We start from the raw sequence: 24000 nt of genomic DNA, 5'->3' as shown, positions 1-24000 counted from the left end.
TAACCGCCCATCCCGCGTACGAGAAGCACGAGAGTCCGCCGCATGTACGAGCTGTCCCGGGTCCGCCTCTACTCCATCGGCCCGGCCGGTGCCCGCTACGCCGACACCGTCCTGGACCTGCGCGGAGTCGGCGCGCCCGTGCCGCACCCCGCCCCCACCCAGGCGGAGTTCTTCGAGGAGGAGCCGGTCGGCCCGCCGCGCCGCCCCGCCCCCGCGGGCGTGCTCTTCCTGGAGAACGGCGGCGGCAAGTCCGTCCTCCTCAAGCTGATCTTCTCGGTCATGCTCCCCGGCCACCGCAACACCCTCGGCGGCGCGAGCTCCGGCGTGCTGCGCAAGTTCCTCCTCGCCGACGACTGCGGACACGTCGCCCTGGAGTGGCAGCACACCCTCACCGGCGAGCTGGTCGTCGTCGGCAAGGCCAGCGAGTGGCGCGGCCGTCAGGTCTCCAACGACCCGCGCAAGTTCGCCGAGGCCTGGTACTCCTTCCGCCCCGGCCCCGGGCTCAGCCTCGACAACCTCCCGGTCGCCGAGGCCACCTCCGTGCGCCCGCCCGTCGAAGGCGCCTCCGGCGCCTCCGGACGCCGCCGCACCATGAAGGGCTTCCGCGACGCGATCACCGAGGCGGGCAAGGCGTATCCGCACCTGGAGGTCTACTGGGAGGAGATCCACGACCGCTGGAACGAGCACCTGGGCGAGCTCGGCCTCGACCCCGAACTCTTCCGCTACCAGCGCGAGATGAACGCCGACGAGGGCGAGGCCGCCGGCCTCTTCGCGGTCAAGAAGGACTCCGACTTCACCGACCTCCTGCTCCGCGCCGTCACCGACACCCGCGACACCGACGGCCTCGCCGACCTCGTCGGCGGCTTCGGCAACAAGCTGGGCCGCCGCGCCGAACTCACCGCCGAGCGCGACTTCACCGCAGGCTCCGTCGACCTGCTCACCCGCATCGTCGAGGCCGCCGGGACCCGCTCCCGCGCGCGCGACGTGCACGCCGGGGCCGAGCGCCGCACCCGCACCCTGGCCCGCAGGCTCTCCGCCCGCGCCGCCCAGGAGCGCGGCCGGGTCGCCGAGCTCGCCCAGCAGGTCACCTCCGCCGCCCACGCCGTCTCGGAGGCCGAGGACGCCCGCGGCCGCAGCTCCCTCATCGCCGCCGAACTCGCCTACCGGCACGCCTCGCTGGCCCTGACCGCCGCCGAGAAGGGCGCCGCGTCCCAGCGCCGCGAGCTCACCGACGCCCGCACCCTGCACTCCGCCTGGCAGGCCGCCGAGTCCGTGCTCCGGCACCGGGCCGCGAGCGACCGCTCCACCCGCGTCGCCGCCGCCATCCGCGAGGCCGAGCGCGACGCCGCCCCGGCGCTCGCCGCCCGCGCCAAGGCCGCCGCCGACCTCGTCCGCGCCCTCGCCTCGGCCGCCGAGCAGGGCGAGCGGCAGGCGGCCGAGGAGGAGGAGCGTTCCGCCGCCCTCCAGGAGGCCGGCGAGACCGCCCACCGCGACGCCACCGCCGCCGCCACCGAGGCCCAGCGCGCCCGCAGCGAGGCCGGACACCTGCGCCAGCGCCTCGCCGAGGTCGAGCAGGAGACCGCCGAGGCCGTCCGCGCGGGCTGGCTCGACGACACCGCCCCCGACGCCGACCCGGCCCGTGCCGCCCTCGCGGCGAGCGACGCCGAGAAGACCACGGTCGCCGCCTGGGACACGGCCCGGGACGCCGCGCGCACCGCCGCCGAGCGCGCCCGCGAGACCGCCGCCGCCGACTCCCGGGCCGAACTCGCCGCCGCCCGCGCCTCCGACGCGGCCGAAGCCGCCGAGAACGCCTACGACGCCGAGCGCCGCGCCGCCGAGTCCCTGGCCGCCGACCCGCGCCTGGCCGAACTCCTCTCCCTGCCGAGCACGGGCCAGAGCAGCGGCCAGACCACCGGCTCCCCGCTCCCCGGCCAGCGCGCGGGCGACGGCCCCGGCCCCGACGCGCCCGTTCCCGCCACCGACGGCGGCCCGCTCTCCGTCACCGACTTCGACCGGTACGCCGACGAGCTGCGCGCCCTGCTCGACCGGTCCATCTCCTCCGCCGAGCGCCAGCTCTTCGACCTGCGCACGGCCGCCGCCGACGACAACCGCATCCTCGGCGCCCTCGGCGACGGCGGCCTGCTGCCGCCGGGCCCCGACGTCCTCGCCACCGTCGAGTTCCTCGGCGAGCACGGCATCCCCGCCCTGCCCGGCTGGCGCTACCTCGCCCAGGCCGTCGACCCCGCCGACCACGCCGCCGTCCTCGCCGCCCGCCCCGAGCTGGTCGACGGCGTCGTGATCACCGACCCCGTCTCGTACGGTCGCGCCCGCGAGGTCCTGAGCGGCGCCGCCCTGCTGCCCCGCTCCACCGTCGCCGTCGGCACCGCCGCCGCCCTGCTGGCCCCCGTACCGGCACCCGCGTCCGGTCAGGACACGGACGTCTTCCTCGTACCGCCGAACCCGGCCATGCACGACGAGCACGCCGCCGACGAGGAGCGCCAGGCGCTGCGCAGCCGCGCCACCGCCCGCGACGAGGAGATCCGCTCGCTGGCCGCCCGGCTCACCGGCGACCGCGCGCTCGCCGCCCGGATCGGCTCCTGGCGCGCCGACTGCCCGCCCGGCATGCTCGCCGAGCTGGCCGCCGTCGCCGCGGCCGCCCGCACCGCCGCCGAGACCGCGGCCGCCGCCCTGGCCGAGGCCCGTACGGTACGCGCGGAGGCCGACGAGGCCGCCGCCGAGGCCGCCCGGGTGCGCGACGAGCGCCAGGAGGCCGCGCAGCGCGCCCGCCGCGCCGCCGACGCGCTCGCGGGCCTCGCCTACCGGCTGCGCGAGCGCTCCGCCTGGCAGGCCAAGCTGCGCGAACTCGCCGACGACGCCACCGAGTCCGAGGCCCGCGCCCAGACCTGCCTGGAGCGCGCCCGCGCCGCCGACGAGGACCGCCGCGCCGCCCAGCGCGCCGCCGACGACGCCCACCGCACCGCCCGCGCCCTGCGCGCCGAGCGCGCCGAGATCGCCGGTGCCCCCGAGACCCTCCCGGAGGAGGCCGCCGACGCGCCCCGCGTCGCGCTCCCCACCCTCCGCGAGGCGTACCGGGCCGCCTCCCAGGTGTACGAGAAGGTCGGCGTCGGCGCCGACCTGCGCGCCGAGCAGGCCCGCGCCGAGAGCGACGAGTCCGCCGCCCTCGCCGAGCTCGACCGGCTCACCAACAAGGTCCGGGTCCGCGCCGAACAGCTCCTGGAGTCCACCGACGGCGCCGACGGCCCGTCCCGCCAGGCCGCCGCCGCCCGCGCGGAGGCCCTGGTCCAGAAGCTGGAGTCGCGCGCCTCCGAGGCGAGCGAGAAGCTGGGCCGGCTGCGCGGCGAGGCCGAGCGCCTCGCCCCCGAGGACGGCGAGGCGCACACCGAGCTGCCCGAGGAGCTGCTCCCGGCCGACGCGGAGCACGCCCAGACCCTGCTCCGTACCGCCACCACCGAACTGGCCGCCCGCACCGACGCCCTGGAGGCGGCCCGCGCCGCCCACACCGGCTTCCTCCAGGCCCACCGGGCCGCCGAGGACGCCGCCGGCGGCTTCGACGAGACGGCGGCGCTCCTGCGCGACCTGCTGCGCGACCACGCGGAGGAGGAGCAGGAGGAGCCCGAGCCGTATCCGGGCCCGCTGGCCGAGGCCCGCGACGCGGCGGCGGAGGCCCGCCGTTCGCTGCGCGCCTGCGCCGCCGACCTCTCGGCCGCCGACGCCGCCGTCCGCGAGGCCGGTGACATCCTCGTACGGCATGCCAACGCGACCCGCTTCGAGCAGGTACGCACCCCGGCCCGGCAGCAGATCCGGGAACTGCCCGCCGCCGCGCTGCCGGAGCACGCCGCGAAGTGGGCCGAGGCGTTCGCGCCCCGGCTGCGGGTGCTGACCGACGAGCTGGAGCAGCTGGAGCGCAACCGCGACTCGATCGTGGACCGGCTGCGCGGCCTCGTCGAGTCCTCGCTGGCCACCCTGCGGTCGGCCCAGCGGCTCTCCCGGCTGCCCGAGGGCCTGGGGGAGTGGTCCGGGCAGGAGTTCCTGCGGATCCGCTTCGAGGAGCCCGACCAGGCCACGCTCACCGAGCGCCTCGGCGAGGTCGTCGACGAGGCGACCCGGGCCGCCGTCCGGAAGAACTCCGACCTGCGCAGGGACGGCATGTCCCTGCTGCTGCGCGGTGTCCAGGCGGCCCTGGAGCCGAAGGGGATCGCCGTGGAGATCCTCAAGCCGGACGCGGTGCTGCGCGCCGAGCGCGTCCCCGTCGGCCAGATGGGAGACGTCTTCTCCGGCGGCCAGCTGCTCACCGCCGCCATCGCCCTCTACTGCACGATGGCCGCGCTGCGCTCCAACGACCGGGGCCGCGACAAGCACCGCCACGCGGGCACGCTCTTCCTCGACAACCCGATCGGCCGCGCCAACGCCACGTACCTGCTTGAGCTCCAGCGGGCCGTGTCGGACGCGCTCGGCGTGCAGCTGCTGTACACGACGGGCCTGTTCGACACGACCGCGCTCGCCGAGTTCCCGCTGGTCATCCGGCTGCGCAACGACGCGGACCTGCGCGCGGGCCTGAAGTACATCAGCGTGGAGGAGCACCTGCGCCCGGGGCTGCCGCAGCCGAGCGCGGAGGGCGAGGCGATCCACGGCGAGATCACCGCGACCCGCATGTTCCGCCGTACGCCCGACACCTCCGTGGCGGCCACGGCGGAGTAGGCCCCCGGCCCGACGCCGAACGGCCCGGCCCCCTGGAAAAGGGGGCCGGGCCGCTCTGCGTCGTCTCGCTCAGGCCGCCTCCGACAGCCGTTCCGCCGGCTGCTCGCCGCCGCGTCGCGCCCGTGCCGTACTGCTCGGCCTGGACACGACCCCGTTGCGCTGCCGCCAGACCTGCCGCGTGATCCACACGTCGAGCACGCTCCAGGTCGCCGCGACCGTGCTGATCACCGCGGTGACGGTCACCGGGAAGGCCAGCCAGGATCCGGTGACCGAGCAGAAGAAGGCGACCATCCCCTGAATCAGCGTCACCGAGGTCAGCATCACCGCGCGGACGGCGGCCGCCCGCACCGGATCGGGCATCCGGCCGCGCCCCTTCTCGTCCTCCACCCACAACTGCCGAACCGGCCGCGCCTCGTGTTCCATAGCGCTGTCACTCCCCACCACCGACGTCTTCAGGGTGGCTGCCCGTCTTGAGCCGCTTTACGCGGACACAACCCCCCTGGTACAGGATGACGCACGAGGGAGGGTAAAGGTTTCGCCGGGGTCCCCCTCCGGCCACCGACCTCAGGACCGGAACGAGTAATTCCAGCCATCTGTCAGGGCCGGGAATATGGCGTCCTGTCAGGTGTCCTGCGCCACACTCCCGGAACCCAACTCCCCGAATACCGGGACATCTCATGATCAACACTCACTCGACAGGCTGAAAATCGCCCGGACGCGTCTTCGAGATGGCTGTGATGCAGTAGTAGGCTCGCGCCGCCGTTTGTTGAAACTGAAGGTTGACGCCGCGTGTTGACGCCGGGCGTGACGACGTGAGTGACCTCCGTGGCCGCGGAGGCCGAGGTGGGGGAGGCCATGCGCTTTCGCGGGAAGTCCATCCGCAGGAAGATCGTGGCGTTGCTCCTGGTGCCGCTCGTCTCCCTCACCGGACTGTGGGGTTTCTCCACGGTCCTCACGGGCCGTGAGGCCCGCCAGCTCCTCGACGTCGGCTACATCGTCGACAAGGTCGGCTACCCGCTGGAGGACACCGTCCGGGTCATCCAGAAGGAACGCCGCCAGTCCCTCGTCTACCTCGCCGACCCCCGCGCCTCCGACGCGCTGACCAAGCTGCGCGAGCAACGCGAGGCCACCGACCGGCAGATCACCCTCATCCGCCGCAACGCCTCCGACTCCGGCGTCCGCTCCCAGATGAACCCGGTCACCGCCCAGCGCCTCACCTCGGTCCTCGACGCCCTGGACGGCCTCTCCTCGCTGCGCCGCTCCGTCGAGAACCGCGACGTCGGCCGCCTCCAGGCCCTCGACTTCTACAACCGGCTCGTCGACCCCTGCTACAGCTTCCTCCTCACCCTCCACGCCCTGGAGAACGTGGAGATGGACAAGCAGGGCCGCGCCCTCGTCGGTGTCGTACGGGCCCGCGAGGCCCTCTCCCGCGAGGACGCCCTGGTCGTCTCCGCCCTCATAGCCGAGCGGGTCACCGCCCAGGAGATCCGCGCGATCTCCGACCTGGTCGCGGCCCGCGCACTCTTCTACGAGGCCAACCTCGAACTGCTGCCGGGCTCCGAGCGCGAACGCTTCGAGAAGTACTGGCGCAGCCCCGACACCGCCCCGCTGCGCAAGGCGGAGGAGGCGGTCATCACCGCCGGTCCCACCGACCACCCCCGCGCCGTCACCGCCGAGGCCTGGCAGGACCACGCCACCCCCGTCCTCGACGACCTCGCCCGCGACAACACCGCCGCCGGCGACCGCTACCAGGACCGCGTCCAGCCCGCCGCCTACAGCGTGCTCCTCAAGGCGGGCGTCGCCGGCGTCCTCGGCTTCGTCGCCCTGCTCGTCTCCGTCGTCGTCTCCGTCCGCGTCGGCCGCGAACTCATCCGCGACCTGCGCCGGCTCCGCAAGGAGGCCCAGGAGGTCTCCGGCGTGCGCCTGCCCAGCGTTATGCGCCGCCTCGCCGCGGGCGAGCACGTCGACGTCGAGACCGAGGTGCCCCACCTGCGGTACGACGACGACGAGGTCGGCCAGGTCGGCCAGGCCCTCAACACCCTCCAGCGCGCCGCCGTCGAGGCCGCCGTCAAGCAGGCCGACATGCGCCGCGGGGTCTCCGAGGTCTTCGTCAACCTCGCCCGCCGCAACCAGGTCCTGCTCCACCGCCAGCTCACCCTCCTCGACACCATGGAGCGCCGCACCGAGGACACCGAGGAGCTCGCCGACCTCTTCCGGCTCGACCACATGACCACGCGCATGCGCCGCCACGCCGAGGGCCTGGTGATCCTCTCCGGCGCCGCCCCCTCCCGGCAGTGGCGCAAGCCCGTCCAGCTCATGGACGTCGTCCGCGCCGCCGTCGCCGAGGTCGAGGACTACGAGCGCATCGAGGTCCGCCGGCTGCCCCGGCTCGGCGTCGGCGGCCCCGCCGTCGCCGACCTCACCCACCTCATCGCGGAACTCCTGGAGAACGCCACGGTGTTCTCGCCCCCGCACACCGCCGTGCAGGTGCTCGGCGAGCGGGTCGCCAACGGCTTCACCCTGGAGATCCACGACCGGGGCCTCGGCATGAACCCCGACGCCCTCCTCGACGCCAACCTGCGCCTGGCCGAGACCCCCGACTTCGAACTCTCCGACACCGACCGGCTCGGCCTCTTCGTCGTCAGCCGGCTCGCCCAGCGCCAGAACGTGCGCGTGTCGCTCCAGCCCTCCCCGTACGGGGGGACCACCGCGGTCGTCTTCATCCCGGCCGCGCTCCTCACCGACGCCCCCGAGACGCAGGGCTCGGGCTTCCGCCTCGACCGCAAGAGCACCGAGGGCGCCACGACCGGCGAGGGGCTGCCCGTCCGCCGCCCGGTCCTCACCAAGGTGCCCGACCCCGCCCTCGAACCGGCCGCCGCGCCGCTCGACGGCCCGGTCGAACTGGAGGCCCCGCTCGGCGCCGACGGCTTCGACGACCTGCTCGGCGGCGCGGGAGACCTCCTCGACTCCGACAGCGAGCGCGGCGGCCTGTTCCGGGCCCGCGAGCACCGCCGCCGGGGCGACCAGCACCAGCAGGCCCGCGACCAGGCGGACCAGACCGGCGGCCGTACCGGCGGCACCCGCGCGGACGACGATGCGCCCGCCGACCCCGTGCGGCTGCCCCGCCGCCGCCAGCCGACCCTCGTCGTCGACCGAGGCCGCCGCCTGGACGAGCCGGGCCGCGCACACCCCGCCCCGAGCGCCCCCGTGGACGGTGACACGATGGAGCTGGCCCGCGTGCCGCACCCGACGCCCGTCCCGCCGCAGGGCACCGGGCCCACGCTCGTCCCCGTACCGCAGGAAGGGCCCGCTCCGTTCGGCGGGCTGCCCCGCCGGGTCCGGCAGGCCAGCCTCGCGCCCCAGCTGCGCGAGGACGGCGGGCGCGCCGAGGAGCAGCCGGCCGCGACGGCATCCGCCGCCGACGCCGACTCCTTCGAGCGCGACGCCGAGGAGGTGCGCAGCCGCATGGCCTCCATGCAGCGCGGCTGGCAGCGCGGACGACGCCACAACGCCGAAACGACAGCACCAGGAACGACACCCGAGGGGGACGGTCGATGACCGCACCGAACGCCGCAGCAACCCACAGCTCCGCCCCTGGCAACGGGGAGCTGAACTGGCTCCTCGACGAACTCGTCCAGCGCGTCGGCTCGATCCGCAAGGCCCTGGTGCTCTCCAGCGACGGCCTGCCCACCGGCGCCTCGCAGGACCTCTCCCGCGAGGACGGCGAGCACCTCGCCGCCGTCGCCTCCGGCTTCCACAGCCTCGCCAAGGGCGTCGGCCGCCACTTCGAGGCGGGCAGGGTCCGGCAGACCGTCGTCGAGCTGGAGGACGCCTTCCTCTTCGTCACCGCCGCGGGCGACGGCAGCTGCCTCGCCGTGCTCGCCGACGCCGACTCGGACGTCGGCCAGGTCGCGTACGAGATGACCCTGATGGTCAAGCGGGTCGGCGTGCACCTGGCCACGGCGCCCCGTACCGGGCTGCCCAACGGAGGATGAGGTGGAGGGGGACGGCATGAGTGACGCAGAGCAGTCCCACGAGGACGCGCCCGGCCACTGGTTCGACGACGAGGCGGGCCCCGTGGTCCGCCCGTACGCCATGACCCGTGGCCGGACGAGCGCCGCCACCCGCCACCGCCTCGACCTGATCGCGGTGGTGGTGCCCGAACCGGCCGCCGACGACCCCGGCCGCGACCAGACGCTGTCCCCCGAGCACGTGGAGATCGTCGAACGCTGCTCCGAGCAGCCGCAGTCGATCGCCGAGCTCGCCGCCGGACTCGACCTCCCCGTAGGGGTGGTACGGGTCCTCGTCGGCGATCTCGTCGACGACGAGCTCGTCCATGTGACCCGCCCCGTTCCGCCGGCCGAGCTGCCGGACGTGAGCATTCTTCGCGAGGTGATCAATGGCCTTCGGGCGCTCTAGCCGCAAGCCGCCGCCGGTCGAGCCGGTCACGCTGAAGATTCTCGTCGCGGGCGGCTTCGGGGTCGGCAAGACCACGCTGGTCGGCGCGGTCAGCGAGATACGGCCGCTGCGGACCGAGGAGATCCTCAGCGAGGCCGGCCGGCCCGTCGACGACCTCCACGGCGTCGAGTCCAAGTCGACCACCACGGTCGCGATGGACTTCGGCCGGATCACGCTGCGCGAGGACCTGGTCCTCTACCTGTTCGGCACGCCAGGACAGGACCGCTTCTGGTTCCTGTGGGACGAGCTGGCGCAGGGCGCGCTCGGCGCGGTCGTCCTCGCCGACACCCGCCGCCTGGAGGACAGCTTCGCCGCGATCGACTACTTCGAGCGGCGCGGCATCCCCTTCACGGTCGCCGTCAACTGCTTCGAGGGCTCCCGCCGCTTCGCGGCCGAGAACGTCCGGGGCGCGCTCGACCTCGACCCCGAGGTCGACCTGCTGATGTGCGACGCCCGCGACCGGGAGTCCGTGAAGAACGTCCTCGTCGCCGTCGTCGAACACGCCCTGGTCCTGGCGGACCGGGGCCCGACCCCGGTCGGCTAGGGCGTGTCTGACAATTCCCGCCGGGTCCGGCCCGTCCGGCACGCACGCTCGGCGCACGGCCGAAACGCCCAAGTAGCTCCGCTACGAGGGCGCCCCGGCCGCACACCGATCGCACGCACCGGACGACCCGGCCTGATCCGGCGCGAATTGTCAGACACGCCCTAGGGCGGCTCAGCGGACCGCGACCACCGCCGACCCGTGCCCGAACAGGCCCTGGTTGGCGGTGATCCCGGCCCGCGCCCCCGGCACCTGCCGGGCGCCGGCCGTGCCCCGCAGTTGCCAGGTCAGCTCGCAGACCTGGGCGATGGCCTGCGCCGGCACCGCCTCCCCGAAGGAGGCGAGGCCGCCGCTGGTGTTGACCGGGACGCGCCCGCCGAGCGCGGTCACCCCGTCCCGCAGCAGCTTGGCGCCCTCGCCCGCCCCGCACAGCCCGATGTCCTCGTACCACTCCAGCTCCAGCGCCGTGGACAGGTCGTAGACCTCCGCGAGCGACAGGTCCTCGGGGCCGATCCCCGCCTCCTCGTACGCCGCCTTGGCGATCGACGCGCGGAAGGAGTGCGGAGCGGGGGCGACCACGGCGGCCGAGTCGGTCGCGATGTCGGGCAGGTCGAGGACCGCCTTCGGATACGTCGGGGTGACCGTCGACACCGCGCGGATCCGGACCGGATCCGGGTGCCCGTGCCGCCGGGCGAACTCCATGCTCGAAAGCACGAGCGCCGCGCCCCCGTCCGAGGTGGCGCAGATGTCGAGCAGCCGCAGCGGATCGGCGACCACCGCCGAGGCGGCCACCTCCGCCGCGGTCACCGGGGTGCGGTAGCGGGCCAGCGGATTGAGCGCGCCCGCCGCCGCGTTCTTCACCTTGACCTGGGCGAAATCCTCGGGCGTGTCCCCGTACAGGGCCATCCGGCGCCGGGCGTAGAGCGCGAAGTACGCCGGGTTGGTCGCGCCGAGCACCCGGAACCGCAGCCAGTCCGGGTCGTCCGGCCGCTCCCCGCCCGCCGGGGCGAAGAAGCCCTTGGGCGCCGAGTCCGCGCCCACCACGAGGACCACGTCCGCGAGCCCGCCCAGGATCTGCGACCGGGCCGTGTTGACGGCCTGGGCCCCCGAGGCGCAGGCCGCGTAGACGCTGGTCACCCGCGCCCCCTGCCAGCCGAGCGCCTGGGCGAAGGTGGCCCCCGCCACGTAACCCGGGTACCCGCAGCGCATGGTGTTGGCCCCGACGACGGAGCCGACGTCCCGCCACTCCAGGCCCGCGTCGGCGAGCGCGGCGCGGGCGGCGGACGTCCCGTAGCCGACGAAGGAGCGTCCCCACTTGCCCCACGGGTGCATACCGGCGCCGAGCACGGCGATGTCGTTCACGCCTTCCCCTCCCCGTCCCCGGTGCTGCCCTCCGCGGCGACCGGCCGCCAGTGCCAAGTGGTCCAGACGTGCTCGTCGTCCTCGTTGAGGATGCCCGGCACGAGCTCCATCTCGTCCCCGATCGCGAGATCGGCCGTGCGTACGCCCGGCACCGCCTGGCCCAGGACCACCATGGCCTCGGCCGCGAGCTCCACCGCGACGAGGGTGTACGGCTCCCAGGGCGCGTCCGGGTCGGAGACGTACGGGGCCGGCGGCCGGTAGCGGCCGTCGGTGAACGACCAGATCCGGCCCCGCCGGGAGAGCGGCGTCTCGGCCAGCTCGCCCCCGCCGGGGCAGCCGGGATTGCGGCAGGCGTCGTCCTCCCGGGGGAAGAACACCGAAGCGCAGGCCGTGCAGCGGGTCCCGAGCAGCCGGAACCCCCCGTCCTGGCCGTGGCCCTCGGCGCCCTCGGTGAACCAGCCGGCCACCACCGGCCTGCGCGTCCGTGCCATGTACGGGCCCCTCCCGCTATCTGACGATGCGTCAGAAGTGTGGCACGGGCCGCCCGGCGACGGAAGACGTCAGTGCCCCGCCACCGACCTCCGCGCCACCGGGAAGTCGAAGAAGGTGGACGGGAACGGCTCCGGCTTGAAGGTGTAGTGCCACCACTCCTCCGGCAGGTTCACGAATCCCTGCTCGGCCAGCGCGCCCCTGAGCAGGTCCCGGTTGGCGCGCTGGACGCCCGTGATCCGGGGGTCGTCCGTGTGAGACAAGGTGTCGAAGCAGTCGAAGCCCGTCCCCATATCGACAGAATTGTCCGGGAACCGTTCCGCCTGCGGCCGGAAGCACTCCACCTGCGGCTCGCCCGGCACGTACGGCCGGGTCGGCACGGCCGGCAGCCGCACGATCGTCAGGTCCACCGTCGAGCCCCTGCTGTGCCCGGACTTCTCGGCGATGTAACCGTCCTCGAACAGCCGTGACTTGTCGACCAGCGGATAGAACTCCTTCTTCATCCGCTCGTCGGCCAGGTCCTTCGCCCAGCGCACGAAGTGGTCCACGGCCCGCTGCGGCCGGTAGCAGTCGTACACCTTCAGCGTGTAGCCGCGCGCGAGCAGCCGGACCTGCGCGCGGTGCAGCGCCTCGGCGGCCGGCCGGGTCAGGACGCACACCGGCTGCCGGTAGCCGTCGATGCGCTCGCCCACGAAATCGTGCGCCGTCGTGTAGCGCATCTCCTGGACGATCGTCGGATCCACCCGGTCGAGCGCCACGAACTCCTTCGGCGCCTTGGGCTCCGGCACGGCACCGGCCGGGGGTACGCCCGCGCCGGCGGCGAGCAGACCGGCGGCGGCCAGCACACCGAGGGCACGGAAAGCGGAGGCGAGTCCTGTCAGTCGTGTCATGGCAAGCGTCTACCAGTAACGGCCGCGCCGGGAAAGGGAGATCGCATACGGTCGGCCCGTGACCGACTCCTCCGCGCACTCCCACTGCTCCACCTGCGGCGCCCGCTACCCGGCCGGGGCCGCCTGGCCCCGCACCTGCGCCGCCTGTGGCGCCACCGCCTACCGCAACCCCCTGCCCGTCGCCATCGCCCTCCTCCCCGTGACCGGCCCCGACGGCACCGGGCTGGTCGTCATCACCCGCACCATCGAGCCGCAGGCGGGGAAGGTCGCCCTGCCCGGCGGATTCGTCGACTTCGGCGAGGACTGGCGCGACGCCGTCGTCCGCGAACTGCGCGAGGAGACCGGCATCCACGCCGCCGCCACGGACGTCCGCCTCGCCGACGCCCTCAGCTCCCCGGCCGGCCACCTCCTCGTCCTCGGCCTCCTCCCACCCCGCCCGGCCACCGCACTCCCGCCGTCGACCCCGACGGACGAGACGACCGGCCACCACGTGATCCACAGCCCCGAGGAGCTCGCCTTTCCGCTTCATACGGAGGCGGTACGGAGGTACTTCGGGGGGTTGTACGGGTAGGGCGGCGCTTCTTTAGGGGGCTGTACGGGTAGGGCGGCGCTTCCTTAGAGGGCGCGTTACGGCCAAGGCCAGTCGAGGGCCTGTCCGGGGGCAGGCGGGACCTACCCCTCCACCCCCCGCACCCGCACCCGCAGCCCCGCCTCCTCCGGTCCCCGCTCCGTCACCCGCTCCACCACGACCCGCCCGTCCACCAGCCGCGACTGGTAGCGCTCGACCTCCGCCGCCTCCCAGCCGTCGCCGGCGTCCCGGACGACCAGGCCGCCGCCCGTGCGGCCCGCGGCGGGCGCCCACACCTCCAGGGAGAGCTCGCCGGCCTCGTCCCGCACCGGAATCACCGCGCCCGCGCGGGCGAGCACCGGCACCCGGGACAGCGGCGCGTCGAGCAGGACCTGCCCCGGACCGTCGTACGCCCGCCCCGTCGCCGTGTCGTACCAGCGCCCGCGCGGGAGCCGGACGGCACGCCGGTCCGCGCCCCCCGACAGCACCGGGGCGACCAGGAGGGAGTCGCCGAGCAGGAAGGCGTCCTCGCAGTCCCGCAGGGCCCGGTCCTCCGGGGTGCCCCACCACACCGGACGCACGTACGGCGCACCCGTCAGGCGCGCGAGCCGGGACAGGGTCACGAAGTACGGCCGCAGCCGCTCCCGTTCGGCGAGCGCCGCCCGCGCGTGCTCCAGGACCTCAGGACCGAACTCCCACGGCTCGCGCCGCCCCGCGTCGATCGCCGCATGGGTACGGAACAGCGGCAGCCACGCCCCCAGCTGGTACCACCGCAGGAACAGCTCCGGCGACGGACTCCCGTCGAAACCGCCCACGTCGGGCCCCGAGTACGGCACCCCGCACAGCCCGAGGCCCAGCACCAGCGCCAGCGAGGCCCGCAGCCCCGGCCACCCCGACGACACGTCGCCCGACCAGGTCCCGCCGTACCGCTGCATCCCCGCCCACCCCGAGCGCGAGAACAGGAACGGCCGCTCCTCGGGCCGCAGCCGCCGCAACCCCTCGTACCCCGCCCGGGCCATCGTGAGCCCGTACACGTTGTGCGCCTCGCGATGGTCCCCGCCCGCGCCGTCCAGCGCGTGCCGGGCCGAGCGGGGCAGCGTCCGGTCGCCGAACGGGGCGAACGACACCGGCTCGTTCATGTCGTGCCACACCCCCGAGAAGCCCTGCCGCAGCCGCTCCTCGTACAGACCGCCCCACCACTCCCGCGCCCGAGGATCGGTGAAGTCCGGATAGGCGCACTCGCCGGGCCAGACCACCCCGCGCACCTCCGCGCCCCGGTCGTCCCGCACGAACGCCCCCGCCGCCCGCCCCGCGTCGTACACCGCGTCCCCCGGCTCCGCCTTCACCGCCGGATCCACGATCGACACCAGCCGCACCCCGCGCTCCCGCAGCTCCCGCGCGAGCCCCGGCAGGTCGGGGAACCGCTCCCGGTCCACCGTGAACACCCGGTGCCCGTCGTAGTGGTCGATGTCCAGGTGCAGCACGGACAGCGGCAGCCCCCGGTCCCGGTAGCCGTCCACCACCCGCCGCACCTCGCGCTCGCTGCCGAAGCCCCAGCGGGCGTGCTGCGGCCCGAGCGCCCAGGACGGCGGCAGCGCGGGCGCCCCGGTCAGCGCGGCCCAGCCGTGCAGCACCCGCGCGGGCGTCCCGACCACCACCCAGCACCGCAGCGGCCCGCCGTCCATCCGGACCTCGCTCGTCCCCGGACGGTCGTGGCCCGACCCGGCGCCCTCCTCGCCCTCCGCGAGCAGCACCCGGCCGTCCCAGGAGTTGTCGAGGAACGCCAGATGCGTCCCGGCGTCCGCCACGACGAGCTGCACCGGCATCGTGATGTAGAGCGGATCGTCACCGGGGGAGAAGCTCCCGTTCGGATCCGTGTTCCACAGCCGGTACGAGCCGTCCCGCAGCCGCGGCCCCGCCGCCCGCCCGCCGAGGCCGAAGAACCGCGCGTCCGCGGGCACCTCGCTGCGCTGCACCCAGCGGGCCCGGCCGCCCCCCACCGGCTCCCACCAGCGCGGCGGCAGCTCCCGGCGCAGCACCACCCCGCCCGGGGTGCGCACCTCCACCGCACCGTGCCGGGAGACCGCCACGGTCACCCGCTCCGACACCACCCGCCAGCCGCCCTCCGTGTCCGGCTCCAGGACGGCCCGCGGATCGGGCTCGGGCGGCTCGCCCGCCAGCGCGTACGAGGGCAGCGGACCGGCCCCGTCCCAGCCCCAGAAGACGGTGCCGCCCGCCGACACGGAGACCCGCAGCTCGGAGCGGGCGAAGCGGACGATCCCCCCGCCCGGCAGCGGCTCCACCTCACCCATCGGACCCGGCACCCGGGCCCGCTCCGCCCCCCTCGGCGGGAGCGCCCGCGCGTCGGTACGGCGCTGCCGCCACGCCGCCCGCGCCGCCCGCAGTCCCCGCACCGAACCCAGCACCTTCACCGAGCGCACCAGCTCACGACCGTCCATGGCGCTCACCCTGCCATCCGGAACACCGCGCGCGAGCTGCGTTCAACTGCCGTTCACCCGTGGTGGGAGCACATATTCAGGTACCCGACCATGGGCGGGGAACCCTGGTGCGATCGGCCCTCGCATGGCATCGTCCCTGTCAGCCGCGTCACGCGCACACCCCGGCACGTGCGCGCGACACACGCAGACCCCGCGTACAGCCAGGGAGCCACAGCATGACATCAGCGCAGACCGAGCCGCTTTGGCAGCCTGACGAGGACCGCGTCGCCGCGGCCGCCGTCACCCGCTTCCAAGCCTGGGCGGCGGAGCGCCACGGAGCGCCCGCCGACGGCGGCTACCCGGCCCTGCACCGCTGGTCCGTCGAGGAGCTGGAGACCTTCTGGGCCGCCGTCGCCGAGTGGTTCGACCTCCGCTTCTCGACCCCGTACGAGCGCGTCCTCGGCAGCCGTGACATGCCCGGCGCCGACTGGTTCCCGGGCGCCACCCTCAACTACGCCGAGCACGCGCTGCGGGCCGCCGAGGAGCGCCCCCATGACACCGCGCTGCTTCATGTGGACGAGACACATGACCCGAAGCCGGTCACCTGGGCCGAACTCCGCCGCCAGGTCGGCTCGCTCGCCGCGGAGCTGCGCCGCCTCGGCGTCCGGCCCGGCGACCGGGTCAGCGGCTACCTGCCCAACATCCCCGAGGCCGTCGTCGCCCTGCTCGCGACCGCCGCCGTCGGCGCCGTCTGGACCTCGTGCGCCCCCGACTTCGGCGCCCGCAGCGTCCTGGACCGCTTCCAGCAGGTCGAGCCCGTCGTCCTGTTCACCGTCGACGGCTACCGCTACGGCGGCAAGGAGCACGACCGCCGCGAGACCGTGAGCGAGCTGCGCGCCGAACTGCCCACGCTCCGCGCGGTCGTCCACATCCCGCTGCTCGGCACCCCCGCCCCCGAGGGCGCCCTGGACTGGGCCGGGCTCACCGCCGCCGACACCGAGCCCGAGTTCGAGCAGGTCCCGTTCTCCCACCCCCTGTGGGTGCTCTACTCCTCGGGCACCACCGGCCTGCCCAAGGCGATCGTGCAGTCCCAGGGCGGCATCCTCGTCGAGCACGTCAAGCAGCTGGGGCTGCACTGCGACCTCGGCCCCGAGGACGTGTTCTTCTGGTACACCTCCACCGGCTGGATGATGTGGAACTTCCTCGTCTCCGGCCTCCTCACCGGCACCACCGTCGTCCTTTACGACGGCAGCCCCGGCTTCCCGGACACCGCCGCCCAGTGGCGCATCGCCGAGCGCACCGGCGCCACCCTGTACGGCACCTCCGCCGCGTACGTGATGGCCTGCGCGAAGGCCGACGTCCACCCGGGCCGCGACTTCGACCTGTCCCGTGTGAAGTGCGTGGCCACCACGGGCTCCCCGCTGCCCCCGGACGGCTTCCGCTGGCTCCACGACGAGGTCTGCGAAGACCTGTGGATCGCCTCCGTCAGCGGCGGCACCGACGTCTGCTCCTGCTTCGCGGGCGCCGTGCCCACCCTCCCGGTCCACATCGGCGAGCTCCAGGCCGCCGGCCTGGGCACCGACCTTCAGTCCTGGGACCCGTCCGGCAAGCCGCTCGTCGGCGAGGTCGGCGAACTCGTCGTCGCCAACCCCATGCCGTCGATGCCGATCCGCTTCTGGAACGACCCCGACGGCAGCCGCTACCGCGACAGTTACTTCGAGATGTTCCCCGGGGTGTGGCGCCACGGCGACTGGATCACCATCACCGACCACGGCTCGGTCGTCATCCACGGGCGCTCCGACTCGACCCTGAACCGCCAGGGCGTCCGGATGGGGAGCGCCGATATCTACGAGGCCGTCGAACGCCTCCCGGAGATCCGCGAGTCCCTCGTCATCGGCCTGGAGGAGCCGGACGGCGGCTACTGGATGCCGCTCTTCGTCCATCTCGCCGAGGGCGCCACGCTCGACGAGGAGCTGATCGGCCGGATCAAGAGCACGATCCGCAGCGAACTCTCCCCGCGCCACGTCCCCGACGAGATCATCGAGGTCCCGGGCGTCCCGCACACCCTCACCGGCAAGCGGATCGAGGTCCCCGTCAAGCGCCTCCTCCAGGGCACCCCGATGGAGCGCGCCGTCAACGCGGGCTCGGTCGACAACCTGGAACTGCTGCGCTTCTACGAGGAGCTGGCCCGCACCCGCACCGGCGAGTAGGGCACGACGAGGGCCCCGCGCACCCGCGCGGGGCCCTTCGCGTTCATCCTCCGTACGTGGCCTGCGCGTCGCCGAGCACCGCGGCGAAGTCCGCGGCGAGCCGCCGCGCGTCGGCCGGGAGCAGCGTCGAGGTCGTGATGCGCACGGCCGTGGGCGCCGCGATGCGGAACCGGGCGCCGGCCGCCACCCACCAGCCCAGCGTCCGCAGCCCGTTCACCACCGCCGACTCGTCCCGCACCGGCACCCACACGTTCAGCCCGCTCTCCCCTGAGGAGCGGATGCCATGGGAGGCGAGCGCCGCCGTCAGGGCCCGCCGCCGTTCCGTGTACGCGGCCTCGCCCGCGCTCACCAGCCGCGTCACCGCCGGGTCGGCAAGCAGCCCGACGACCGTCTCCTGAAGGACGTGGCTGACCCAGCCGGACGTCATCACCATCCGCCCGTCGTGCCGGGCGAGCGTCAGCTCGTCACCCGCGACGGCGGCCCACCGCAGGTCGACCCCCAGCCGCTTGGAGACGGTCCGCACCTGCGCCCACCGCTCCGGACCCGCGGCGCTCAGCGTGGGTGCGGGCGGCCCCGCGAACTCCACGTTGTAGTCGTCCTCGATCACCAGGACCTCGGGGAACTCCCGCAACAGCGCCATGAGCCGGTCCCGCCGGGCGAGGGAGAAGGACGCCCCGGTCGGGCACTGGGCGCGCGGGGTGCACACCACCGCCCGTACCCCGGCGCGCAGCGCCGTCCGCAGGGACTCCGGCTCGATGCCCTCGGCGTCCACGGTCACCGGCACCATGCGCAGCCCCAGGGCGGGCACGAGGTCGAGCAGATGGTGGAAACCGGGATCCTCCACCGCGACCGCGTCCCCGGGCCGTAGCTCGACGGAGAGCAGCCGGGCAATGCAGTCCAGCGCCCCATGGGCGAAGGTCAGCTGCTCGGCCGGCACACCGTCGCGGGCGAACCAGGCGCGGGTCGGCTCCTCCAGTGCCGCGATCCTCGGCGCGGCGCGGTGCGAGCCGTATGTCGGGCGCACCTCGGCCGGGGGCCGGAGCACCGGCAGGAAGGCGGGATCGGGCAGGCCGGAGGCCAGGTCCACCAGCCCCTTCGGCACCTGCGGCGGCCGCCGGGACGCGACGGAGGGCGCCTCCGCGACGACCGTGCCGCCGCGACCGCGGGTGACCACCAGGCCCCTCTGCCGCAGTTCCTTGTACGCGGTCGCGACCGTGCCGGGGCTGACCCCCAGCTCGTCGGCGAGCCGCCGGACGGGAGGGAGCGCGTCGCCCGGCGCGAGGGTGCCCTCGGCCACCCCGCGCTCGACGGACGCGGCAATCCCCTTGGACGTCGTCCCATGGATCGAATATTGTGTTGCCACGTACTGGATTATGTATCAATACATAACTCGCGTCAAGGGGGAACCGAGTGAACCGCACGACCTGGCACCGCACCGCACTCGACCGCGTACCCGGAGGCCGCGACGGCCGCCGGATGCTGCTGGTCAGCATCATCGACAAGACCGGAACCGGCCTCTGGGCGGGCTGCACCGCGCTCTACTTCACCTACGTCTCCGGCCTCGGCCTCGGCCAGGTGGGCCTCCTCATGACCGTCGCCGGCGGCGTCGGCATCGCCGGCGCCCCCCTCGCGGGCCGCCTCGCCGACCGCTTCCCCCTCGTCCGCGTCATCGCCGCCGCCCAGCTCATGCGCGGCGCGGCCCTCCTCGCCCTCCTCACCACCGACAACTTCCTCCTCCTCACCCTCTACTCCGCCCTCGGCGCCCTGCCCGACCGCGCCGGCAGCGTCCTCATCAAGCTCTACGCGGCCCGCGTCGCGGGACCCGACCGCGTCCGCTACCAGGCCATCCAGCGCACCACCGTCAACATCGGCTGGTCCATCGGCGGACTCGGCGCCGCCGCCGCCCTCGCCACCGGCAGCCCCCGCGCCTACGGAGTCCTCCTCGTCGGCAACGTCCTCACCTACCTGGTGATCGCCCTCCTCACCCTGCGCTGCGCCGAACCCCCCGCCCCCTCCCGCACCGTCGCCACCTCGGCCGACGCCCCGAAGCACCGGCCCGCCGGCCCCTGGCGCGACCGCACCTTCCTGGCCTACACCGCCACCGACGCGGCCCTCTTCCTCGACGACACGATCCTCCAGGTGGCCGTCCCCCTCTGGATCGTCCACGCCACCACCGCCCCCGTCGGACTCGCGCCGCTGCTCATGGTCCTCAACACCGTCCTCGTCGTCCTCTTCCAGGTGCCCCTCTCCCGATTCGGCGCGACCACCCCGGCGGCCCGACGCCTCCTCGTCCCCCTCTCCGGCCTCTTCGTCGTCGGCACCCTCGCCCTCGCCGCCTCCGCCGCCGGCGGACCCGCCCTCGCCATCACGGCCCTCGTCGTGGCGGTCGTCGCCCTGACCTTCGCCGAGATCCTCCACGCGACCGCCTCCTGGGAACTCTCCGTCGCCCTCGCCCCCGCCGAAGCCCAGGGCGCCTACCTCGGCGTCCACGGACTCGCCCAGTCCACCCAGCGCTTCGCCGGACCCCTGCTCGTCACCGGCGTCATGGCGGCGGGCCCCCTCGCCTGGCCCCTCCTCGGCCTCGCCCTGGTCGGCGCGGGCGCGGCCCAGCACCGGGTCACCCGCGACCGCGTCACGACCCCGGCCCAGCCGTCACTGTCAGTGCCCGCAGTTACGGTGAGTGAGCACTGATCGACAGAGCTCAGGGGGAGACATGACCCACCACCGCACCACGGAGACCCTGCGCCGCGCCCTGCGCGGCGAAGTCCCCAGCACCGTCGCCCTCCTCGCCGACGAGGAGGACTTCACCACCATGCGCCAGTACGAGACCTTCGCCTTCGACGACCACACCCACTACCTCGCCCACGTCGAGGACCTCCTGCGCACCCTCGCCGCCGAAGGCGGACACACCACCCTCGCCCTCTTCGACCCCGAGGAGTTCGCCGACTACTGCGCCGACACCGGCCTCGACCCCGACCACCCCACGAGCCGCAGCCGCTACACCGCCGAACGGGCGGCGCCCGGCGCCCGCCTCACCTACACGGGGCAACCGCTCGCCGCCCTCGTCCCCGTCCTCGTCGACACGGCCGTCCGCCGCGCCACCTGGGAGTACGCGACGATGCTCCTCACCGACGCCGGCACCTGCGCCGACTGCGGCAAGGACATCGGCCACGCCTCCTTCGAGCGCGCCTCCCGCCTCCTCGTACGCCTCCTCGACACGGCAGGACCCGGCACCCACCACCTCGTCTGCAGCGTCCCCGCGGGAGACGAGCAGCTCATCGCCGTCCTCCACACCACCCGCGACACCACCGGCCCCGCCCGCCTCGACAGCTCCGAAGGCGCGGAGTTCGTCACCGTCCTCGCCACCGGCATCGCCCTCGGCACCCCCGGCGGACTCGTCCTGCGCACCCACACCCCCGACGCCCCCGCCCGCCTCCACGGCTGGCGCCTCCACCAGGGCCGCCTCCACCCCCTCACCGAGGCCGAGGTCTTCGACGCCTACTGCACCGACGCCCGCACGGGCGAACCCATCTCACCGGAACCCGACGTCGACTACCGCGCCGGATTCCCCCTCGCCGACGACGACCCCCACCCCCACTGATACGAGAAGGGGCTCCCCGCCACCAGAGTGACGGGAAGCCCCTTCGACGACGGCCCGCGACGGCGGGCCGGGGATCACTCCCCGGACAGCACCGCCTGCGCGGCGATCCGCGCGTCGTGCGCCGTGTCCGCGGCACGCGCCGCGGCGGCCGCGCGCTCGCACTGCGCGAGCGTGTACTTCGCCAGCGTCGCCCGCACATACGGGATCGACGCCGCACCCATCGACAGGGAGGTCACACCGAGCCCCGCCAGCACACAGGCCAGCAGCGGATCCGACGCGGCCTCACCACAGACTCCACAGCTCTTGCCCTCGGCCTTGGCCGCCTCGGCGGACAGCGCCACCAGGTCGAGCAGCGCCGGCTGCCACGGGTCCTGCAGCCGGGAGACCGCACCGACCTGACGGTCGGCGGCGAAGGTGTACTGCGCCAGGTCGTTCGTGCCCAGCGACAGGAACTCGACCTCCTGCAGGATCGAGCGAGCCCGCAGCGCGGCGGAGGGGATCTCCACCATCGCACCGAACTTCGCCCGCAGCCCCGCCTCACGGCACGCGTCGGCGAACGCCTTCGCATCCGTACGGTCGGCCACCATCGGCGCCATGACCTCCAGGTACACCGGCAGACCCTCGGCGGCCTTCGCCAGCGCCGTCAGCTGGGTCCGGAGCACGTCCGGGTGGTCGAGCAGCGAACGCAGACCCCGCACACCCAGCGCCGGGTTCGGCTCGTCCGCCGGAGTCAGGAACTCCAGCGGCTTGTCCGCACCCGCGTCCAGCACACGCACGACCACACGGCCCTCGGGGAACGCCTCGAGCACCTTGCGGTACGCCTCGATCTGCTTCTCCTCCGACGGCGCGTGCTTGCTGTCGTCGAGGAAGAGGAACTCCGTACGGAACAGACCGACGCCCTCGGCACCGGCCTCCACCGCCGCGGGCACGTCGGCGGGACCGCCCACGTTCGCCAGCAGCGGCACCTTGTGCCCGTCCGACGTGGCACCAGGACCACTGGAGGCGGACAGCGCGGCCTTGCGCGCCTCGGCGGCCTTGGTCAGCTCCGCCTTCTTCTCCTCGCTCGGGTCCACGAAGATCTCACCGGTGGAACCGTCCACCGCGACGACCGTGCCCTCGGCCAGATCACCCGCACCCGGCAGCGCGACCACGGCCGGCACACCCAGCGCACGCGCGAGGATCGCGCTGTGGCTGGTCGGCCCGCCCTCCTCGGTCACGAAACCGAGGACGAGGGCCGGGTCGAGCAATGCCGTGTCGGCGGGGGCAAGATCCCGCGCGATCAGCACATACGGCTCGTCGCTGTCCGGCACACCGGGCATCGGTACGCCGAGCAGGCGGGCCACGATCCGGTTCCGCACGTCGTCCAGGTCGGCCACCCGACCGGCCATGTACTCACCGGCGCCCGCGAGGAGCTCCCGGTAGTGCGAGAACGCGTCGTAGATACCGCGCTCGGCCGTGCTGCCGACCACGATCCGGCGGTCGACGTCGGCGATGAGCTCCGGGTCCTGGGCGATCATCGCCTGGGCCTCCAGCACCGCCTGGGCCTCGCCGCCCGCCAGATTGCCGCGTGCAATCAGGTCGGCAGCAACAGCCTCCACGGCCTGGCGGGCGCGCCCCTGTTCGCGCTCCGCCTCGTCGGCCGGAATCTGCTTGGCCGGCGGCTCGAGAACCGCCGTGCCCATGTGCCTGACCTCGCCGATCGCCACTCCGTGGCTGACACCGACGCCTCGCAGCGTTGTCTCCATCTCACCCGTCTCCGATAGAGCGGCGGCCAGGGCCGCCGCGTTGAATGTCGTACGCGGACTCGTCACAGGGACGAGGCGGCGGTCAGTTCCAGCCGAAGAGCGCGTCGCCGGCCTTCACGTCCTGGTCGTCGACGACGGAGGAGAGGGAGTCCGCGGTGGCCTCCAGGGCCACGATGGGACAGATGGGGGACTTGCCGGCGGCCTCGACCGCGGCCGGGTCCCAGCGGACGATGTCCTGACCGCGGGTCACGGTGTCGCCCTTGTTCACGAGGAGCTCGAAGCCCTCGCCATTGAGCTGAACGGTGTCGATCCCGAGGTGGGTGAGGACGCCGTGGCCCTCGGAGTCGACGACGACGAACGCGTGCGGGTGGAGAGAGACGACGACACCGTCGACGGGCGAGACGGCCGCGGACGGCTCACGCACGGGGTCGATGGCGGTGCCGGGACCGACCATCGCACCGGAGAAGACGGGGTCGGGTACTGCGGCGAGACCGATGGCGCGTCCAGCAAGTGGCGACGTCACGGATGTCATGGGAAGCCTCCCAGGGGCGGAGATTGTGTGGCGCCGTCACTACCTGTCCTGGACGGCGTACTGTTCAGAAGCGTAAGTCATAAGAAGTCCCAGTTCCGCACGAGACGTACCAGTTGGGCGGACCTAGGGACTACCGGAAACGATTTGCCTCTAGTCACGACGGGATGTACTGTCGTACTCCTGCCTGACCCCAACGCGGCTTTGAGTCGTGGGTCGGCAGCACCTATCAAGCCAGATCCTAACCCCAGTGGTCTACACCTCTGCGTGCTCGCAGACGGAGTGGTCGGGGGGAGCGAAAAAGCCTGGTAGTGTTTGACCCCGCCGGAAGGGCCGAAAAGCGAAAGCGAAATTCGGACCGGAAAGCACCGAGGAAATCGGATCGGAAAGATCTGATAGAGTCGGAAACGCAAGAACGAAGGAAGCGCCCGGAGGAAAGCCCGAGAGGGT

Annotated in this window: 17 protein-coding genes; 9 read left to right on the top strand and 8 right to left on the bottom strand. The window is 74.0% G+C overall.

Features of this window, described 5'->3' with window-relative positions; translation table 11 throughout:
• The first annotated feature begins 42 nt into the window (after positions 1–42).
• Positions 43–4719 (top strand): hypothetical protein, encoded by a 4677-nt coding sequence (locus ABTZ54_RS25325; protein ID WP_351667205.1) that lies wholly within the window; start codon positions 43–45, stop codon positions 4717–4719.
• Positions 4720–4788: 69 nt separating this feature from the next.
• Here the strand turns inward: ABTZ54_RS25325 and ABTZ54_RS25320 are convergent, their stop codons facing one another.
• A complete protein-coding gene (locus tag ABTZ54_RS25320; protein WP_351667204.1) occupies positions 4789–5142 on the bottom strand; it encodes a hypothetical protein in 354 nt (117 codons plus the stop codon).
• 432 nt (positions 5143–5574) lie between these two features.
• Here ABTZ54_RS25320 and ABTZ54_RS25315 point away from each other — a divergent pair, with 432 nt between their 5' ends.
• The 4 genes from ABTZ54_RS25315 to ABTZ54_RS25300 are packed head-to-tail and all read left to right on the top strand — an operon-like array spanning position 5575 to position 9721.
• Positions 5575–8277 (top strand): nitrate- and nitrite sensing domain-containing protein, encoded by a 2703-nt coding sequence (locus ABTZ54_RS25315; protein ID WP_351667203.1) that lies wholly within the window; start codon positions 5575–5577, stop codon positions 8275–8277.
• Positions 8274–8714, top strand: a complete 441-nt coding sequence (locus ABTZ54_RS25310) for a roadblock/LC7 domain-containing protein (RefSeq protein ID WP_351667202.1) — start codon at positions 8274–8276, stop codon at positions 8712–8714. The genes ABTZ54_RS25315 and ABTZ54_RS25310 overlap by 4 nt, the downstream gene beginning before the upstream one ends.
• Positions 8715–8730: 16 nt before the next feature.
• Positions 8731–9138, top strand: coding sequence for a DUF742 domain-containing protein (locus ABTZ54_RS25305; protein ID WP_351667200.1), 408 nt, complete (start codon positions 8731–8733; stop codon positions 9136–9138).
• Positions 9119–9721 carry a GTP-binding protein gene (locus ABTZ54_RS25300; RefSeq protein WP_351667198.1) on the top strand — a complete coding sequence of 201 codons (603 nt, stop codon included), beginning with the start codon at positions 9119–9121 and terminating at the stop codon, positions 9719–9721. The genes ABTZ54_RS25305 and ABTZ54_RS25300 overlap by 20 nt, the downstream gene beginning before the upstream one ends.
• A gap of 171 nt (positions 9722–9892) precedes the next feature.
• On the opposite strand, the gene ABTZ54_RS25295 is transcribed toward ABTZ54_RS25300, so the two are convergent.
• From ABTZ54_RS25295 to ABTZ54_RS25285, 3 genes are all read right to left on the bottom strand, one after another.
• Positions 9893–11080, bottom strand: a complete 1188-nt coding sequence (locus ABTZ54_RS25295) for a lipid-transfer protein (RefSeq protein ID WP_351667196.1) — start codon at positions 11078–11080, stop codon at positions 9893–9895.
• Entirely contained in the window at positions 11077–11571 is a 495-nt protein-coding gene (locus tag ABTZ54_RS25290) for a Zn-ribbon domain-containing OB-fold protein (protein WP_351667194.1), read from the bottom strand. Before ABTZ54_RS25290 ends, ABTZ54_RS25295 begins: the two co-directional genes overlap by 4 nt.
• A 69-nt stretch (positions 11572–11640) precedes the next feature.
• Entirely contained in the window at positions 11641–12450 is an 810-nt protein-coding gene (locus tag ABTZ54_RS25285) for a M15 family metallopeptidase (RefSeq protein WP_351667424.1), read from the bottom strand.
• Positions 12451–12517: 67 nt separating this feature from the next.
• Here ABTZ54_RS25285 and ABTZ54_RS25280 point away from each other — a divergent pair, with 67 nt between their 5' ends.
• Positions 12518–13030: an NUDIX domain-containing protein gene (locus tag ABTZ54_RS25280; RefSeq protein WP_351667192.1), complete on the top strand. Its 513-nt coding sequence runs from the start codon at positions 12518–12520 to the stop codon at positions 13028–13030.
• A gap of 101 nt (positions 13031–13131) precedes the next feature.
• Here ABTZ54_RS25280 and ABTZ54_RS25275 read toward each other — a convergent pair whose 3' ends face one another.
• A complete protein-coding gene (locus tag ABTZ54_RS25275) occupies positions 13132–15486 on the bottom strand; it encodes a glycoside hydrolase family 31 protein (protein ID WP_351667190.1) in 2355 nt (784 codons plus the stop codon).
• Between the two features lie 215 nt (positions 15487–15701).
• Between ABTZ54_RS25275 and ABTZ54_RS25270 the strand changes: the two genes are divergently transcribed.
• On the top strand, positions 15702–17675 hold the full coding sequence (locus ABTZ54_RS25270) for an acetoacetate--CoA ligase (RefSeq protein WP_351667188.1): 1974 nt from the start codon (positions 15702–15704) through the stop codon (positions 17673–17675).
• A 43-nt stretch (positions 17676–17718) separates the two neighbouring features.
• On the opposite strand, the gene ABTZ54_RS25265 is transcribed toward ABTZ54_RS25270, so the two are convergent.
• Positions 17719–19038 carry an aminotransferase class I/II-fold pyridoxal phosphate-dependent enzyme gene (locus tag ABTZ54_RS25265; protein WP_351667186.1) on the bottom strand — a complete coding sequence of 440 codons (1320 nt, stop codon included), beginning with the start codon at positions 19036–19038 and terminating at the stop codon, positions 17719–17721.
• A gap of 47 nt (positions 19039–19085) precedes the next feature.
• Between ABTZ54_RS25265 and ABTZ54_RS25260 the strand changes: the two genes are divergently transcribed.
• Both ABTZ54_RS25260 and ABTZ54_RS25255 read left to right on the top strand, forming a co-directional pair.
• The gene (locus ABTZ54_RS25260; RefSeq protein ID WP_351667184.1) at positions 19086–20366 is read left to right on the top strand and encodes an MFS transporter; all 1281 of its coding nucleotides are present in this window, start codon (positions 19086–19088) and stop codon (positions 20364–20366) included.
• A gap of 22 nt (positions 20367–20388) precedes the next feature.
• The gene (locus tag ABTZ54_RS25255) at positions 20389–21276 is read left to right on the top strand and encodes a DUF8829 domain-containing protein (RefSeq protein WP_351667182.1); all 888 of its coding nucleotides are present in this window, start codon (positions 20389–20391) and stop codon (positions 21274–21276) included.
• 74 nt (positions 21277–21350) lie between these two features.
• Here the strand turns inward: ABTZ54_RS25255 and ptsP are convergent, their stop codons facing one another.
• Both ptsP and ABTZ54_RS25245 read right to left on the bottom strand, forming a co-directional pair.
• On the bottom strand, positions 21351–23021 hold the full coding sequence (gene ptsP / locus ABTZ54_RS25250) for a phosphoenolpyruvate--protein phosphotransferase (RefSeq protein WP_351667180.1): 1671 nt from the start codon (positions 23019–23021) through the stop codon (positions 21351–21353).
• Between the two features lie 82 nt (positions 23022–23103).
• Positions 23104–23553, bottom strand: a complete 450-nt coding sequence (locus tag ABTZ54_RS25245; RefSeq protein WP_351667178.1) for a PTS sugar transporter subunit IIA — start codon at positions 23551–23553, stop codon at positions 23104–23106.
• Positions 23554–24000: the final 447 nt, after the last annotated feature.

The organism is Streptomyces sp. NPDC094032, assembly GCF_040303965.1.
GTDB lineage: Bacteria > Actinomycetota > Actinomycetes > Streptomycetales > Streptomycetaceae > Streptomyces.
The sequence above is the reverse complement of the archived record's forward strand: the minus strand, read 5'-3'. Positions and strand labels throughout refer to the sequence as shown.

Bases quoted from the DNA above. Each gene is read 5' to 3' on its own strand.
- ABTZ54_RS25270 (WP_351667188.1), top strand. From the start codon at position 15,702: ATGACATCAGCGCAGACCGAGCCGCTTTGGCAGCCTGACGAGGACCGC.
- ABTZ54_RS25320 (WP_351667204.1), bottom strand. From the start codon at position 5,142: ATGGAACACGAGGCGCGGCCGGTTCGGCAGTTGTGGGTGGAGGACGAG.
- ABTZ54_RS25275 (WP_351667190.1), bottom strand. From the start codon at position 15,486: ATGGACGGTCGTGAGCTGGTGCGCTCGGTGAAGGTGCTGGGTTCGGTG.
- ABTZ54_RS25325 (WP_351667205.1), top strand. From the start codon at position 43: ATGTACGAGCTGTCCCGGGTCCGCCTCTACTCCATCGGCCCGGCCGGT.
- ABTZ54_RS25300 (WP_351667198.1), top strand. From the start codon at position 9,119: ATGGCCTTCGGGCGCTCTAGCCGCAAGCCGCCGCCGGTCGAGCCGGTC.
- ABTZ54_RS25245 (WP_351667178.1), bottom strand. From the start codon at position 23,553: ATGACATCCGTGACGTCGCCACTTGCTGGACGCGCCATCGGTCTCGCC.
- ABTZ54_RS25290 (WP_351667194.1), bottom strand. From the start codon at position 11,571: ATGGCACGGACGCGCAGGCCGGTGGTGGCCGGCTGGTTCACCGAGGGC.
- ABTZ54_RS25255 (WP_351667182.1), top strand. From the start codon at position 20,389: ATGACCCACCACCGCACCACGGAGACCCTGCGCCGCGCCCTGCGCGGC.
- ptsP (WP_351667180.1), bottom strand. From the start codon at position 23,021: ATGGAGACAACGCTGCGAGGCGTCGGTGTCAGCCACGGAGTGGCGATC.
- ABTZ54_RS25315 (WP_351667203.1), top strand. From the start codon at position 5,575: ATGCGCTTTCGCGGGAAGTCCATCCGCAGGAAGATCGTGGCGTTGCTC.
- ABTZ54_RS25305 (WP_351667200.1), top strand. From the start codon at position 8,731: ATGAGTGACGCAGAGCAGTCCCACGAGGACGCGCCCGGCCACTGGTTC.
- ABTZ54_RS25310 (WP_351667202.1), top strand. From the start codon at position 8,274: ATGACCGCACCGAACGCCGCAGCAACCCACAGCTCCGCCCCTGGCAAC.